Here is a 15,457-nt window from a genome sequence, read left to right as displayed (position 1 = left end):
TTAGTATTTCCCGGTTCTTTCCTGGAAATGGGTTTCTTTATTTATAGTTTTGCCTCCTGCTTCCAGCCATTCGGCGAGCAGTTCAATTATTTTTTTTGGAGGTACCCGGGGATAACCAAAAAGACGGGTACATTCAGATGCATTGCTCAGGAGTGCGGTAGCCTGTTCTTCCTGAACAAAAACGGGATTTTTCCCGAATAACATTCCAAATTGTTCTGCAATCCACCGGACAGATAAAATTTCCGGACCGGTAACATTTAGAATTTTCGGAGGGACGGAGCAATGAAGTAAGGAGCGAAGTGCTATCTCATTGGCATCCCCCTGCCAGATCACATTTACATTTCCCATTTTCAAATCGATGGGTTTACCTGCGTTTACGGACTTAGCGATTTCCAGTAATACGCCATAGCTGAGATCATTGGCATAATTCAACCGGTAGATCAGCAGGGGTGTGTCGTATCTGGAAGATTGGTATTGAAAAATGCGCTCCCTGCCCAGGCAGGACTGCGCGTATTCTCCCAGAGGCTCAGGCGGACTGGCTTCCGATGCTCCACCCGCTACTACGGGCGTAAACGGATATACATTCCCTGTTGAAAAAACCACGATATTGGAATCCCTGTATTTGTCTGCGACGCGTCCAGGCAAATAAGCATTCATCGCCCAGGTGAAGGATTCTTTACCGGTAGTGCCAAACTTGGTACCAGCCAGATAAAGTACGTTCTTAACATCGGGAAGAGACTGAAGCTGCCGGTCATCCAAAAGATCGGCGCTAATGGTTTGAATACCTGATTCCTCCAGATCCATTACTAAGCCAGGCTCGGAGAAACGGGAGACGGCGATCACCTTTTTTTTGATCCCGGACTGATCAATGGCCTGGCGGGCAAGTCTGGCCAGGGAAGGACCCATTTTGCCCCCGGCTCCCAGGATTATAATATCTCCTTCCGTATTGGTCATGTCATGGAGAAGGGCATCGGACGGGGCTAACAATTGATGATAGGCTATTTCTATGGGCTTCATGGTAAGGCAAATTTACCTTCTGGAACAGGCGGCCTTTTACCCGATACCGGCCAATCCTTACCTTTTTTGGTAATGGGCAAACCGTTGAACGGCCAAACTCCTCAATTCAATAGATAATTGCTACCGTTGGCTCGATTCCCTGTAAAAATTTCGGTTTAGTATCCGAATTTTACCTTCCTTAACCAGAATACACACATAACCAAAAAAACAATCCATCATGACCAGAAGGCAAATAAAACTCGTAAGAAATTCCTGGCAAACGGCGGGGGAAGAACCACTGATGCTGGGCATCCTTTTTTACGACCGCCTTTTCTCCTTATCCCCCGAAACGAGGGCGATATTCCGCAGTCCCGTTTCACTGCAAACCTCCAAATTAATGGAGACAGCCGGAAGGTTGATCAACAAACTGGAAGTCCTGGAAGAATCGATCTATGAGGTTACGCATATTGCCGATACCTTCGTACCCGAAGGGCTGAGGGCCATGCATTATTCCGCTATAGGCACCTCCCTTTTATGGGCGGTGGAAAAAAGACTGGGTTCATCCTGGGACAGGCAAACGGTGCGGGCCTGGCAATCATTCTATTTCACCCTTCGCTCCATGGTCTATGAAGTGGCCCAGGCCGCTTAAACCCTTTTCAACCCCATAACCCCAAAGCATATGACATTTTTCAGGTTTTTACTGGCCTTTGATGCGCTTGTCGTAATCATCATTCTCGGGTTTTTCATAACCGGTCTGACGGATGGTTCGGTTGGCGAGCGTAATGCGGGTCTTTGGTTCCTGATTGTCGCCGCCTGTATAGGTATATTAGGTGGCAGTTGGTGGCTGCATGGTCATCAGCATCCGCTTGCAGCAAAAGGAGTATTGCTGATGCTTGCCATTCCGTCTTTTTTGTTTGCCGCCTTTTTTCTGATCCTTCTTATAACCAATCCAAAATGGAATTAATGGACGGCCATTAGGCCGGGATAAGGCCCGGAATAATAAAGAAAGCGTTCATTTCCGACAACTTTTCAAGGCACAGTTTGTTTACCAGCCGGCAGCATCCCTTAAAAGTTATAAACTATTAGTTTTTAAGGAGAAACAGATCTAATTGTGATAAATGGATCTGATCAGGGTTGCCGGTACGTAAATAAATATTTATTTTGTTGCCTATGACTGGAAGTGCTATCGGAAGGGCTATTTTTTATGGACTGTTGTTGGCAGGGCTTTATTTTCAGGGATTTGGACAAGGGAATGGGCAGGCAAACGTAAAGGAGAACTGGAAATTAAAGGCCGATAAGGAAGGCATTGCTATCTATACGCGGACATTACCGGATTCCCGGTTTAATGCCGTTAAAGTGGAATGCACCCTGACCGCAACGCTTAGCCAGTTTGTCGCCGTTATCCTGGACGTAAATACCGGAACGGAATGGGAATACAGCACCAAGTCCTCTATTCTGTTAAAACAAGTTTCCCCATCGGAATTGTATTATTATTCGGAAGTAAGCGTTCCCTGGCCAGTCAGCAACCGCGATTTTATCGCCCATCTTAAAGCAGTCCAGGATCCCGGTACCAAGGTTGTTACCATCTACGGTCCTACCATTCCGGATTATATCCCCGAAAAAAAAGACATTGTACGGGTATTGCGATCAGAAGGAAAATGGATAATCACGCCTATTGCAGGAAACCGGGTTAAAGTAGAATATACACTACGTGTAGATCCGGGGGGGAATGTTCCGGCCTGGCTGATCAATATGTTTGCCACTAAAGGGCCTTATGAATCCTTCAAAAAATTAAAGGTACACCTGCAAAAACCTGTTTATACACAGGCTCGTCTTCCCTTCATTGTAAACTAGCGTTTAGGCCGTTGGCAGAAAAATTACCCTGGCTAAGATTTTTATGTTCATCTTTGTTAGCAAATTATAACAGGAAATATATGGCGACACCTTTCTTTAAAACGAAATGGCCCCGGATACTCCTCTTGTTATTGCTGGTCTTCGGAGCCCTACAATTCATCAGGCCCAGGCTGGATAACCCGCCGGTAACAGCGGATTTGCAGGCCCCGGATGAAATAAAACAGATTCTTCGACAAGCTTGTTATGATTGTCATTCGAATCAAACCAAACTGGCCTGGTTCGATCAGATAACTCCCGCCAATTGGTTGGTTACCGGTCATATAAAAGAGGGAAGAGCTGTGCTTAATTTTTCGAACTGGGACAGCCTGACCAAAGCCCAGCCTGAACGGAATCGATTTCTTGCCGGATTATAAGAACTGGACAGCCATCAGTACTACAGAAAGATTTGATAATGGTTCCCTCCGGCTGATCGTGGGCAACGATATAGCCGTGAAGGCGATCAGCCATCAGCAGACCAATCCCTGGCCGGATGGGGTTTTGCCCGGTGGGTGAAGGGTCTGGAGTTAGTGCCTTATGGTAAGACCGCCCTTTTTACCACCGAGTGCGTGAATTGCCATCAGCCGATGAAGGAAAACGATTTTGTATTTACGATACCGCTGGATCTCAGTGAAAAAACAAAAAAGGAAAAATCCCCGCCTGTTAATCTTTTCGAATGGAAGGTGATCAATACCTCCGTTAACAAACGCGATCAAACCATGTCCACCCTTTATGGGAATGATTTGGCGGTGTCTGCCGCCAGGGCAGGGACAACGGTAGCCTACCCCCCCGGATCGGTCCTGTCCCTGGTTACCTGGTTTCAAAAGGCAGACAAACATTATTTCGGCGCCAATATTCCTGCGGCAATTAAATCTATCGAAGAAATACATGTAGCCAACGTCGTAAGTCAAAAACCTTCAGTGATGCCCTAATTACCCTGTTTGACTTTTACGATTGACACGGGGATCAGTCCGTGTGCTTCTTTATGGGCTTTGATAATGTCTGAAGAATCCGATGCCTGCGCCAAACAATATACGCGGCCTTCTTTTTCATCCACCCAGTAATTAACAAAGTTCACTCCATACTTTGACTGCACTGCCAGATCCTTTTGATGTGTAGCGGCTCCATCTTTCGCCGTAACATTTCCCGCACCCAATTCATGAATGTCCAGGTAAAAATCCTTTCCATTGTTAGCCAGAGCATCCTGACCTCCTGTCACCAAAAAGATCTGATCAGGCATAAGCCCATGTGCTTCTCCGTGTGTTTTGCGGATGGATTGCGAATCGGCTGCGGATACAAGGCAATAAACTGTTCCTCCGGGTTCATCCACCCAGAATTTGAGGAAATTTGCGCCATATTTATGTTGGGTAGCCAGATCTTTGGCGTGCGCCATTGCAACCCCTTCATAAGTTACCTTTCCCGGCTCCAGGTGATGGACATCCAAATACAAATATTTAGGAGCTGCAGTTGAATTGGAAGATGCAACTGTTTTACCGGTTTCCGTATCTATTTTAGCAGTTTGTGTTTTAGCCGTTTGGGCAAAAATGTGGGACGAATAAAGGTTGACAGCAACAAGCAGGATCAACACTAAAAAAACCTTCATGATAAATTGATTTAAGAATGATGAAATGAGATTCCTCTTTTCAGGTGCGAAAGTATATAGCTGTTACGAGTCCATGCTCCTCCAACTTCCCAATGGCAGTTCCTGGCATTTTTCCGGTAAGGATCAGGATCACCGTTAAGGGGATCTCCGTAGAATGTGATAGCGTAAAGGCACCTGTCGCTGTACGCTATGGATTTAAGGATTGGCTGCCAGGCGACCTGTGTAATACGGAAAGTTTGCCTGTCGCCCCTTTCAGGACAGATAATTGGCAGGTATATTATACGTTTGCTTTCAAGTAAGGGTTTCCCGCAAAATTTTATTCTCTCCGCCACGAATTAAATAAATCAATCGCCTGAGGTTTACATTAAATTTTTGTTAAACAAACAAAATATAACGTTTTCACATACTTGAAAGCTATTAAATTTAGTTTATCTAAATAAACCAGTTTCTATGCCATCTTCTTATGTTTCAGCCCAAGCCAGCGGAATAGCGCTAGGAGGTACTATCGATCAGGCGCCGGCTATCAATGCATTGCTCCTAAACCCCAGTTACACAGGATTAATACTGGATGTAGGTGGAGCCGTATATATTTCAACTACTGTTAATGCCAATGGAAAAACCATACTATATTACTCCGGTAATTATTTTACAGGGGCAGGTACTATTGACAATCACATTATTGACGCAGGTTACCGCCAAAAACTTTTTGATATCACCATTACCCTAACCAATTGCAAAATTGCCGGAGAGATGTTTTCTGTTCTTTGGTACGGAGCCAGAGGAGATGATTCGGGAGATGATCAGCCGGTCATTCAGAAAACAATCGATACGGTTATCGCCAATCAAAATAAGATAAAAACGATCTTTTTTCCGCAGGGAAGTTATTTGATCTTTAGTCCGATTATTCTCTATAAATCGATAGGAGTTCGCCGGTCGGCAATATATCAACAGGTTTCTATCAGACTTCAGGGAGAAACGGATTTCTCTCAAAGCGGCAATGGCAGCCGGATTTATACTAATTTTAGAGACACCTTTGCTATAGGAATACAGCAGGGAGAAAACTGTGAAATAGCCAACCTGAATATTTTAGGCAAATTCGAACCTCCGGCTGTTACCGGTCCTGTTGAGTATTCATGGTATTCCCTTACCCTGGATCAATTTACGGATGGGGTGTCCCGTGATAATCGATATTCACCCTATTCGGGTATCGTAATCGATCCGTTTACCAATGGGCAGGATTTGCCTCTTCCGGGAGGGATGGCAAATGCCTATCCAGGTTTTACGGATTGGTATAGCGGTGATCGCGGAAGTAATAATGGTAGTACCGCTATTTCCATTAAAAATTGCATGATATTCAATTTTGTAGTGGGGATATGTTCTTCACCCAATCCGTTTACCAGTAATGCGGAATTTACGGCCATTGAAAAGGTCAGGTTTGGGAATTGTAAAGTAGCGATATCCGGTGGGCAGCCCCAGGAAAAATCCTGCAAATTTTATGATATTATGTGCTGGTCAAATACCCATACTGTTTTTGCAACTGGATTATATGGTGCAAGAACTCCTGGAAACTGGTTTTGCGAGCTGGTAAATTTAGCCGGAAACGTAAATCAATTCGTCTATAACAATGGTGCGGGGTATTTTCCATCTCATTTTGAAAAAATTTATGCAGAAAAACTGGGAAAGATTGGATTTATAGGATCGAATTTGCAGTCTTCCATCTGTAATGGTGTTATTAATTTTGCAATTCCAGAAACGGAATCAGGCTTATATGATTATCACATTGATGGTTTCAATACCCTGTTTTTTAATTGTATGCTGCGGATGTACAACACAGGCTTGCCAGTATCAATAAAAGGGCGCCACTATTTTCAAAATTGTTCATTCGAAGCCACTCCTTATTGCCCTTCAGAATTGGTCAGCAATCAAAATCAATACGGTATTTCCGTATTTACAAATTGTATAGTTGGAGCCGTCAATCTGGGAATGCAACAAGAGATGTTTATTCAGCCTACCTTCTTTGAGGGCGAACTCATTTACGGCAAGGTAAAAACAACCGATGTCGTTCAATATGGATCCGGGCGCTGGGAAACATTGGAAATTGACGGAGGCCAAAGCCCTACCCTGGAATATTGGGCAACAGTATATAACAATACTGGGCAGTTCCAAATAAATATTGATGCCAACAGAAATGCAGTTGTGACGGTAGGAGCTATTCATATCAATAAATTTCAGTTGGGTAACATTGTAGTAGAAAAGGATAATGGTATTGTTGGCATAGTGGGAACCATTAATTTCACCACAAATCAGATTACAATCAACTATATCCCGCCAGGAATTGTCAGCGGGAATAGTTATGTATTGGCCTGTGTATATCCTAAGGCCTATTTTGGAGCATTTTTGGGTGACATAACCGCCAACAGCACTTCGATCACTAATGTGGTGTTTGATAAATATGGAGTAGATACAACGAGGATTGTCGGTACGCTGATAGAATTCCCGTTTATTGTCAATTTTGCATTTACCGGGTATTACCAAAATATAGCCAAAATTATAGCTTATAACTCCGGGACCCGGACGATCACGCTGGACCAAGCGCCTAATCTTAGTCAAAAAGGAGCTTATCTCAGTCTCGGAGAAGTAAAAAAAACCTTAAAAGGTAGTCCGGGAGCCAGTGTTAATGCTTTCCCAAGTAATACCCTGTTAACGATTCGCAGCGAGATTTTTGTTTCCGAAATTCCTGGAATCGAAAAACGATATCTGGTGACAAGGGAAGGATTTTTGAATGCAGCCGCAATTGGAGGGGGAGAGACCAGACAGGCACAATGGAATGAAGTTGATCCTACCATTAAGAGTTCCGGCACAACTAATTTTTCCCTTGTTGCTCCGGCGGGCTATTTGTTGCAGGGATTCGTCGTAAAATCGACGACCGCCTTTACGCTTACTGCCGGAACAACGGTAGGAGGAACTGATATCAGCGCCGGGTTGATATTAGCGGCTAATGTATCGAATATCATTCCATATCTTAAATTCTGTGATACCGCCTTTACCGCATATTTTAGCGGCATTACCGGAAGCGGAGGCACAACCACCATTACCGCCATTCTAAATGCAATATAAGGTAAATTCGAATGTCGGTGCTTTACAGGTTACTTCCTTTTTGCCGGCTGCATATGCGTAGCCACGCCAATCCGGTTCCAGGCATTGATCGTAATGATGGCCATGATAAGTTGGGCTGTTTTTGGCTCGCCAAAAAGGGCAATAGCTTTTTCATAAGTGGGTTCGGTCAACCCCTGTTGATGGATCAGGGTGATCTCTTCGGTCATCTGAAAAATCAGCCGTTCTTCCTCGGAGAAAATACTTCCCGCCTCCTTCCAGGCGCTTACCAGGAGGATCCGTTGCAGGGATTCCCCCAGTTTCAGCGCATCGTGGCTATGGGAGTCTACGCAATAAGCGCATCCGTTAAGTTGTGAGGCCCTGATCTTAATAAACTCCCGATGCATTTTATCAATGGAGGATTCGTTTACAAATTTGTCCAGCCCATTCATGGCCTCGTAGGCTGCAGGTTGAACGGTTTTAAAATTGATTCTGGTGCTCATGATATTTTTTTATTTGTTTAGTTATGGATTGTACAAATTTTTGATCGTTTTTGTTCTTCATCCCTCTATTTTCTACCTAAATAATTATCGATACTCCATTGATATTCGGGAAGAGAAGCGAGCAGGAAGCTGGCAGCACTCACCGTGAACACGGAATATCCCAATGGTGATTCTATGCCAAAGGAAACAGCCATGGATAAGGCAAAAAGCAGGCTAAGTATTCCGCTCCCCAGGGCTGCCGCCCGGGTAAAAAGGCCAGTCAGCAGGAGGATTCCGAAAAGGAATTCCCCCAGGGTTGCCAGGGCCGCAAAAACAGGTATAAGGGAACCCGGCAAAAAGCTCATGGTTTGGCGGGCGTAGATCATAAAATGGAGCCAGTCACCCCAGCCGACATGTGGGCTGCCGTTCTTGCCTAAAAAGCCAAGACGATCGGCTACGAACCATAAATAAGGAACGCTTATGGCAAGCCGCAAGAACAGGGAGGGCCATTTGAAATTATTACTGACAGACATTTTATTATTTTTTATCCTTCAAAATTAGGCCGGCAACGGCGGGGAAAGAATAGAGAAAGTCCGGAAAAACATGTAATATTTCGGTCTGGACTCAACTAATGATTCGCTGGAAAATCAGGAAGGGAGATTGATTCTCAGGCGAAATACCGTTTAAAGGACTCTTCCAGGATCTCTTTTACCTTGCCATACACATTCTGGGTACTTTCATAACCATAATAGGTGTCGAAGGAAATGGTTCCCAGCAGTTTTTTGATGCGTTTGACTTCGTGAAGCGGCAGCGGTATGCGGTTGGGATAACTATACATGACGGACAGATGTTTTTTACTGGGAGAGAGTACCAGCGTGTCACCGCAAAAAATACTGCCTTCGGCGGAAAGAAAGGGTACTTGCAGAATAGCACTGCCGGGAAAATGCCCACCCACATGGATGAGTTTCATTCCATCCCACAGCTCTTTTTCCCCGCCTTTCCAAAGGCTGATCTGTTTACCTTTATTCACGATCCAGGGTTCGTCGTCCTGATGAATATAAATGGGACAATCGAAAACTTCGGCCCAATCGTTCATATTGCTGTAATAATGGGGATGGGAAAAAGCGATTGCCTGCAGCCCTCCTTTCGACCGGATAAATTCTATGGTGGGTTCATTGAGCAAAGGGATACAATCCCATAAGATATTGCCCTTTTCCGAAGTTACCAATAATGCCCGCTGCCCGATCCCAAAAGTGGGGGTGATCATAAGATCGTAAACCTGTTCAGATAAGGCAAGAATACGGACGCTATGTCTTTTTGTTATGGCACCGGGTGTGGTCCAGCCTTGACCGCCTTCAGGAATGTATTGCCGGTCATCTGCGCAGATGCTGCATATTTTCGGATTATCACCTGCAGGGAATTGGGTGCCGCATGTCGTACAAACTTTGATATTATCCGTTCCGGATGTTGGATGATTCTTATCCTTTTGGCCCATTTCAGGTTGGTTCATGTTAGTATGATTTTGAATGCAATTTCCGGTTTCCCCGGCAAGCAGAGAATAGAGAATACCCGGAAAACCATGTAATATTTACCAGGAAGGGCAAAGGTCTTGTCCATCCCTTTAAACTTGCAGCAGTGCATATTTGCTTTGGTAGGATTTGGGCGAGACGAGGGTATGTTTCTTAAAGAAATTAGAAAAATAGAACGGGTCGTTGAATCCTAAGGAATAGGCAACCTCTTTTACGGAAAGGTTTTGATAGGTAAGCAGACGTTTAGCTTCTGAAGCGATCAGTCCATAGATTACGCTCTGGGCGGTCCTGCCTGTATGCAATTTGGATTGTTCGTTGAGTTTTGCTTCGGTGGTACCGAGCATAGTTGCCATTTGAGCAAGGGTATAATTGTGTTCGAAATTAGCCCTTACCAATTCCAGGAATTTCAGGAACAGCGCATCAGGTTTCCATATCTCATCCCCGCGTTCGACTTTTGCCCTGTTGATAGATATCAGGATCAGTTTGATCCGGGATTGAATAGAAATAAGATATTGGTAGGGCTGTTGCTGCTGTTCTTCCCCAATGAGCAGGAGCTGTTTCCCCATCAGCTCATGATCTTTGACCGGGATAACTTCGTTCATAGCGAAATGACAAAACAAGCCATTATGAAAGATCAGTTCAATATCGGAATCATCCTTACAAAAAAAGTCAAGCGAGAATTCCAGGATAACCCCTTCGGCCTTATCCGATCCCTTAAAATAGTGGACCTGCCCGGATGTGATTGTTAATACCTCCCCTCTTTTTACGGTCAGTTCTTTTTCATCGACAACTACTGTAGCCGATCCTTCCGAACACCAGATAAGTACATAATTCATCAGGCGCCGCGGGCTGTTGACGTCAGGATGATTGCTGAAGGTAAACGTCTCGATCATTTTAGGAAATACTCATTTAGTGATAATAAGTTGAAAGCAAATCACAAATGTTAAATAACAATCGGGGAACAAAAAAGTTTGCTCAATAAAATCCGGGCTCCTTTATTGCATTTCTAAATTTATGTTTTTATATTGCAGCATCCAATTTTCGTATGAAAAAACTACTTCTCAGCGCCTTATTATTACCGTTCGCCAGTCTGGCGGGATTTATCGCCAATCCTTCCGAGTCAAAAAATTTACTGGAAGTACGTGCAGGAGACTGGCCTATCAACCTGGACAGGTACATTGACAGAAGGGATACCACCTACTTACTGATGTTTCGTGATCAGCAGGTCATGAGCGGAGTAGTCATGGACACGCTTCCCTTTCCGGGTCTTCAACAATTAAAATACTTTGAACAGGCCTTAACTGTCCTGAAAACGGGCCACAACGGGGATATTGCCCGCTTCAAGACTTATTCCTTAAAAAGGGCGGATAAAAAAAATGAAGGTACATGGTATATCCTGAGGGATAAGTATGGCCTGACTGATTTCCAGCAGACGGAGGCCGATATGATGACCAAAACAATAAAAGGACTTTAATAAAAGGACTTTTCCACAATAAATATCGCATTTATCCGTTCTAAGAAGTTTACAAACAGTTGAAGATCAATTAATCTTAGAATCAGAAGTTTATACCTTTAAAACTAAATATTTCAATACCCTAGAAAAGTACAACCGATATGAAAAAGCTTATTTTTTTATCCTTATTCATACCTTGTTTAGCAAAGGCGCAATTTACCATTACCAATACGTCCACGATCAACCTGGTTGAATTGCGGACCGGTATCTGGCCTGTAACCCTGCAACGGATCGTAAAGGAATCAGATACCATTTACATGCTTGAATTCCGGGATCTGCAATACACCAAAGAAGTGAATATGACGACTATCAAATTCGGCGATCTGCGCCAGTTAAAATATTTCCAAAAGGGTCTTTCTGCTTTAAAGAATGGATCCACAGGCGATGCCGCCAAATTTAAGGAGTTTACCATCAAACGGATGGATGTGAAAAAGGAAGGGGTATGGTACCTTCTTACCTCCGGGGAAGGGGAGTCTACCAATTTCCTTCAACCTGAGGCCGATAAATTGATTTCCGCCATTAAAGGCCTGTAAACAGGTATAGATGATTTTGGCCTTTGGTTCCCACCTTTTAATAATGAATTGTTAAAGTAGCCATTCCCGGCATATTATATATCTTTCATGCCTTAGCTTTCTGAGCTAATGGACCGCTCGCGATTTTTACAAAGGACCTGTTTAGTTTTGCTCTTATTCCTGTTCCATCAGGCTGTTTCCGGACAAATTGAAATAGAAGGGACGGTATATGACCGTACCCAGCGGTTTGCGTTGCGGGAAGTAAGTGTAATGGGCTCATCGGGAAAAGGCACCGTTACGGATTCTGCGGGTCATTATCATATCCGGTTATTCTCCCGCGATTCCATTTCCTTCTCTTATCTGGGCAGGGCCACTGCTAAAATTCCCGTAAAGGATCTTGCTCCCGGATTTCCCCTGGATATGAGCATCCAGGTGGCCATCGACTCCTTACCAACCGCCTATGTGCGGCCACATAGTTATCGTTCCGATTCCCTGCAAAACCGGGAGGAGTATCAGAAAATTTTCGATTATGGGGCAAATTACCTGCAGGAAACCAAGGCCGGGCGCAGCGGAGGAGTAGGTGTGGGCATCGACTTCGATATGCTCCTTAATCCCAGGCGTAACCGAAGGATGCTGGCCTTCCAGCAACGACTGATCGACGAAGAACAGGATAAATATGTAGATTACCGGTTTAAAAAGACCCTGGTAAGAAAAATAACCGGATTGCAGTCACCTGCGCTGGATAGCTTCATGCGTTTGTACAGACCCAGTTATGCCCGGGTCCGGAGTTTTGAGACCGATTATGAATTCTACGAATATATCCGGGACTGGGGACAGGTTTTCTCAGAAGCATGGCGAAGGGATCATGGAAAATGAGAGCCATGCTTATCTTTCAGGATATGATCTTCCTACGATTCCGAAGCATACGTGATGACCTGGAACCGTGTAGCACTAACCTTAAACACGGTATCGAGCGGTTTACCGGAAAGCTCCTGTGTTATATTGGCTGTAGGTCCGAATCCCACTTCTGTAATTCCTTCTTTCGTCAGTTTGGGAAATACTTCATTACAAAAATCCTCCAGGGCTGCTCCTTGTGATGCTCCCGGACCGGCAAGCGAGGTTTGAACAGAAGGAGGAATCAACTCTACTACATTTATCGGCGTATTGGCCAGGGAATGACGCAGCACCATCGTATAACTATGTAGGGCAGCCTTACAAGCGCTGTAAACCGGAGCAAATACCTGGGGTATGAATGCCCCTCCGGATGTGACGTTTACAATCAGAGACTGCTGACCATGGATAAGCATCTGGGGAACTAATAACGAGTTTAAATGAATGGGGCCCGAAAGTAAAGTGTCTATCTCCACCTGGCGCTCTGCCCAGGGAGCATTATCTTCTGCCAGGGATATACGCCGCTGGATCCCTGCATTGTTCACCAGGACATGAAGATCAGGCATGGTTGTACGGATATATTTTGCCAGCGCCTCCCGTTGCAGCGGGTCACTGATATTGCTTACATAAGTCCGCATACCCGGAAACGCTTCAGCCGCTTTTTCCAGCTTCCCCGGGTCACGGCCTGTTATCAGCACATTCGCACCTGCTGCCTGGAAACGCATGGCCAGACCTAATCCTATACCATCACTTCCACCTGTCACTACCACATTTGCCCGATGTAAATTCATAGAATTGGTTTTATCTACCGGAAGAGGAATACAAAATCCCGGCCAATATTCCCATATGGTTATTTGCCGGAAAATACCGGCCGGGATAGGCTGAATAATAGCTCTTTAGATCTCCCGGACCCAGATATTTCTATAACTGGTTGGATTACCGTGATCCTGTAATTTCAAGGGACCCTTGCCATGGGGGACTATCTCGGGTAAACCTACATAGGGGGTAGGACCCTTGATCGCAGTATGATTCTGGATGAGAATGTTATTTTGAAAGACGGTCACATAGGGGGGAATGACCATCATCCCGTCCTTGTTGAATTTAGGAGCGGTAAAAGCAATGTCATAAGTTTGCCATTCGCCGGGTTTCATACAGGCATTGACCATGGGCATAGATTGTTTATAAATGGAACCGGCCTGTCCATTGGAGTAAGTGCGGTTATTATAACTATCGAGCACCTGCAATTCATAGATGCCCTGTAAAAAAATCCCGCTGTTTCCTCTGCCTTGTCCGTCACCTTTTACTTCGGCCGGTGTTCTGAACTCGATATGCAATTGAAAATCATCAAAGGTCATTTCCGTAAGGATGTCACCTCCTCCCTTTTGAACGGTAAGGACACCATCTTTTGCCTGCCATTTTGCCAGGCTGCCGTCACTGGCAGTCTTCCAGCCCGAAAGATCTTTTCCATTAAACAAGGCAATGGCGTCGGATGGGGGATTGCCCGGAGTTACCACCCTTGGCACTGGGGACCAGATCTCGGTGGATTCCGGAGTTTGTTTTTCCGGTTGAGCCTGCCCCATGGCAAACTGGTTTAACATCAGGGTAAAGGCGAATAAAAAATGCTGTTTTTTCATAATGAATTGATTACTGGGTTTGGAGAGTAGATTATACCCCGAAAGTAGAGTAAGATTTGAAAACCAGGTAAAATAGTTGGAACATCTTCAGCCAAAAAAAAAGGGAAAGAATAAACTAGTTATTCTTTCCCTTCCCAATAAGCCTTATGCTTATTGGCCTTATTCTTATCGGGATTAACCTTTTATTTAGGCTGTTACGCTTATAGCGGAAAATTCATCGATCTCCACTTCTTCCAGATCGGCGGTTTTTACCGTTTTAATGATACGTGCTGCTACCTTGTATGGATCTGCTGCACTATTGGGGCGACGATCTTCCAGCCATCCCTTCCATCCTCTTTCGGTGGTACCGATAGGGATCCGGATGGACGCACCGCGGTCTGATACGCCATATTTGAATTCGTCGATCGCGGCCGTTTCGTGTTTACCGGTCAGACGGAGGTGATTATCCGGGCCATATACTTCGATATGTTCCTGTATTACAGGACGGAAAGCTTCGCAGATCTTCTCGAAGGTTTCTTTGCTTCCGCAGGTCCTTAAGACAGTATTGGAGAAATTGGCATGCATGCCGCTGCCGTTCCAATCCAGGTTGCCCAAAGGCTTACAATGCCAGTTAATAGAGATGCCGTATTTTTCCCCAATCCTTTCCAGGAGGTAACGGGCCAGCCATACCTGGTCGCCTGCTTCTTTGGCGCCCATGGCAAAGATCTGGAACTCCCATTGACCGGTAGCTACTTCGGCATTGATCCCTTCAACATTCAGACCTGCATCGAGACAGGCATCCAGATGTTCTTCCACCATGGCACGGCCATAAGCGTTTTGGGCACCTACCGAACAATAATAAGGCCCCTGGGGTCTTGGGAAACCGCCTTCAGGAAATCCAAGAGGTTTATCGGTTTCGGAATTCCACAGGAAATATTCCTGTTCGAAACCAAACCAGAAATCGTTATCATCATCTTCGATCAAAGCCCGGCCATTGCTGGGATGGGGGAGGCCATTAGGGCTAAGAACCTCACACATAACGAGGTAGGCGTTCTTGCGTTGGGGATCTTTTGCCAGGTAAACAGGTTTTAACAGACAATCCGAAGAGCCGCCCGGGGCCTGTTCGGTCGAGGAACCATCGAAACACCACATGGAAACATCTTCCAGTTTGCCGGAAAAATTCTTTTCGATCTTTGTCTTGCTACGCAAGCTCTGAATGGGTTGGTAGCCGTCAAGCCAGATATACTCTAATTTAGCAGTTGCCATGTTTCGTTGTTTTTATGATGATTAAATGGTCCTTTATAATATTATACCTATAAAATAAGATCTGGTAAA

General features: G+C 44.9%; 19 protein-coding genes and 1 pseudogene. 11 read left to right on the top strand and 9 right to left on the bottom strand.

The window, feature by feature from the left end; all coding sequences use genetic code 11:
- A complete protein-coding gene (locus ACX0G9_RS16680; RefSeq protein WP_459066072.1) occupies positions 1–1,017 on the bottom strand; it encodes an NAD-dependent epimerase/dehydratase family protein in 1,017 nt (338 codons plus the stop codon).
- Between the two features lie 217 nt (positions 1,018–1,234).
- Between ACX0G9_RS16680 and ACX0G9_RS16675 the strand changes: the two genes are divergently transcribed.
- The 6 genes and pseudogenes from ACX0G9_RS16675 (at position 1,235) to ACX0G9_RS16650 (ending at position 3,818) form a co-directional block, all read left to right on the top strand.
- Positions 1,235–1,645 carry a globin domain-containing protein gene (locus ACX0G9_RS16675; protein WP_459066071.1) on the top strand — a complete coding sequence of 137 codons (411 nt, stop codon included), beginning with the start codon at positions 1,235–1,237 and terminating at the stop codon, positions 1,643–1,645.
- 30 nt (positions 1,646–1,675) lie between these two features.
- Positions 1,676–1,960, top strand: a complete 285-nt coding sequence (locus ACX0G9_RS16670; RefSeq protein ID WP_459066070.1) for a hypothetical protein — start codon at positions 1,676–1,678, stop codon at positions 1,958–1,960.
- Between the two features lie 206 nt (positions 1,961–2,166).
- Positions 2,167–2,850, top strand: coding sequence for an START domain-containing protein (locus tag ACX0G9_RS16665; protein ID WP_459066069.1), 684 nt, complete (start codon positions 2,167–2,169; stop codon positions 2,848–2,850).
- Between the two features lie 80 nt (positions 2,851–2,930).
- The gene (locus ACX0G9_RS16660; RefSeq protein ID WP_459066068.1) at positions 2,931–3,263 is read left to right on the top strand and encodes a heme-binding domain-containing protein; all 333 of its coding nucleotides are present in this window, start codon (positions 2,931–2,933) and stop codon (positions 3,261–3,263) included.
- Positions 3,250–3,440 (top strand): annotated as a pseudogene (locus tag ACX0G9_RS16655) (cytochrome P460 family protein); the annotation flags it as partial. The gene ACX0G9_RS16660 and the pseudogene ACX0G9_RS16655, both read left to right, overlap by 14 nt.
- Positions 3,441–3,473: 33 nt before the next feature.
- Positions 3,474–3,818 (top strand): cytochrome P460 family protein, encoded by a 345-nt coding sequence (locus tag ACX0G9_RS16650; protein WP_459066117.1) that lies wholly within the window; start codon positions 3,474–3,476, stop codon positions 3,816–3,818.
- Here ACX0G9_RS16650 and ACX0G9_RS16645 read toward each other — a convergent pair.
- Complete coding sequence (locus tag ACX0G9_RS16645) at positions 3,815–4,489, bottom strand: DUF4242 domain-containing protein (RefSeq protein ID WP_459066067.1); 675 nt, start codon at positions 4,487–4,489, stop codon at positions 3,815–3,817. The two genes, ACX0G9_RS16650 and ACX0G9_RS16645, sit on opposite strands and share 4 nt — an antisense overlap.
- 92 nt (positions 4,490–4,581) lie before the next feature.
- Here ACX0G9_RS16645 and ACX0G9_RS16640 point away from each other — a divergent pair, with 92 nt between their 5' ends.
- On the top strand, positions 4,582–4,788 hold the full coding sequence (locus ACX0G9_RS16640) for a hypothetical protein (RefSeq protein ID WP_459066066.1): 207 nt from the start codon (positions 4,582–4,584) through the stop codon (positions 4,786–4,788).
- A gap of 151 nt (positions 4,789–4,939) precedes the next feature.
- On the top strand, positions 4,940–7,606 hold the full coding sequence (locus ACX0G9_RS16635) for a glycosyl hydrolase family 28-related protein (RefSeq protein ID WP_459066065.1): 2,667 nt from the start codon (positions 4,940–4,942) through the stop codon (positions 7,604–7,606).
- A gap of 29 nt (positions 7,607–7,635) precedes the next feature.
- On the opposite strand, the gene ACX0G9_RS16630 is transcribed toward ACX0G9_RS16635, so the two are convergent.
- The 4 genes from ACX0G9_RS16630 to ACX0G9_RS16615 all read right to left on the bottom strand — a co-directional run bounded on the left by ACX0G9_RS16630 (position 7,636) and on the right by ACX0G9_RS16615 (position 10,486).
- Positions 7,636–8,085, bottom strand: coding sequence for a carboxymuconolactone decarboxylase family protein (locus tag ACX0G9_RS16630; protein WP_459066064.1), 450 nt, complete (start codon positions 8,083–8,085; stop codon positions 7,636–7,638).
- Positions 8,086–8,150: 65 nt separating this feature from the next.
- Positions 8,151–8,597: a DoxX family protein gene (locus tag ACX0G9_RS16625; RefSeq protein ID WP_459066063.1), complete on the bottom strand. Its 447-nt coding sequence runs from the start codon at positions 8,595–8,597 to the stop codon at positions 8,151–8,153.
- Positions 8,598–8,731: 134 nt separating this feature from the next.
- Positions 8,732–9,574 (bottom strand): MBL fold metallo-hydrolase, encoded by an 843-nt coding sequence (locus ACX0G9_RS16620; protein ID WP_459066062.1) that lies wholly within the window; start codon positions 9,572–9,574, stop codon positions 8,732–8,734.
- Positions 9,575–9,685: 111 nt separating this feature from the next.
- Positions 9,686–10,486, bottom strand: coding sequence for a helix-turn-helix domain-containing protein (locus tag ACX0G9_RS16615; RefSeq protein WP_459066061.1), 801 nt, complete (start codon positions 10,484–10,486; stop codon positions 9,686–9,688).
- 152 nt (positions 10,487–10,638) lie between these two features.
- Between ACX0G9_RS16615 and ACX0G9_RS16610 the strand changes: the two genes are divergently transcribed.
- From ACX0G9_RS16610 to ACX0G9_RS16600, 3 genes are all read left to right on the top strand, one after another.
- Positions 10,639–11,067, top strand: a complete 429-nt coding sequence (locus ACX0G9_RS16610; protein ID WP_459066060.1) for a hypothetical protein — start codon at positions 10,639–10,641, stop codon at positions 11,065–11,067.
- 140 nt (positions 11,068–11,207) lie between these two features.
- Positions 11,208–11,639, top strand: coding sequence for a hypothetical protein (locus tag ACX0G9_RS16605; RefSeq protein WP_459066059.1), 432 nt, complete (start codon positions 11,208–11,210; stop codon positions 11,637–11,639).
- A gap of 147 nt (positions 11,640–11,786) precedes the next feature.
- Complete coding sequence (locus tag ACX0G9_RS16600; protein ID WP_459066058.1) at positions 11,787–12,494, top strand: peptidase associated/transthyretin-like domain-containing protein; 708 nt, start codon at positions 11,787–11,789, stop codon at positions 12,492–12,494.
- A gap of 32 nt (positions 12,495–12,526) precedes the next feature.
- Here the strand turns inward: ACX0G9_RS16600 and ACX0G9_RS16595 are convergent, their stop codons facing one another.
- The 3 genes from ACX0G9_RS16595 to ACX0G9_RS16585 all read right to left on the bottom strand — a co-directional run bounded on the left by ACX0G9_RS16595 (position 12,527) and on the right by ACX0G9_RS16585 (position 15,388).
- The gene (locus ACX0G9_RS16595) at positions 12,527–13,300 is read right to left on the bottom strand and encodes an SDR family oxidoreductase (RefSeq protein ID WP_459066057.1); all 774 of its coding nucleotides are present in this window, start codon (positions 13,298–13,300) and stop codon (positions 12,527–12,529) included.
- A 105-nt stretch (positions 13,301–13,405) separates the two neighbouring features.
- Positions 13,406–14,143 carry a 3-keto-disaccharide hydrolase gene (locus tag ACX0G9_RS16590; RefSeq protein WP_459066056.1) on the bottom strand — a complete coding sequence of 246 codons (738 nt, stop codon included), beginning with the start codon at positions 14,141–14,143 and terminating at the stop codon, positions 13,406–13,408.
- Positions 14,144–14,329: 186 nt separating this feature from the next.
- A complete protein-coding gene (locus tag ACX0G9_RS16585) occupies positions 14,330–15,388 on the bottom strand; it encodes a glutamine synthetase beta-grasp domain-containing protein (protein ID WP_459066055.1) in 1,059 nt (352 codons plus the stop codon).
- Positions 15,389–15,457: the final 69 nt, after the last annotated feature.

Source organism: Flavitalea flava (genome assembly GCF_054461575.1).
The sequence above is the reverse complement of the archived record's forward strand: the minus strand, read 5'-3'. Positions and strand labels throughout refer to the sequence as shown.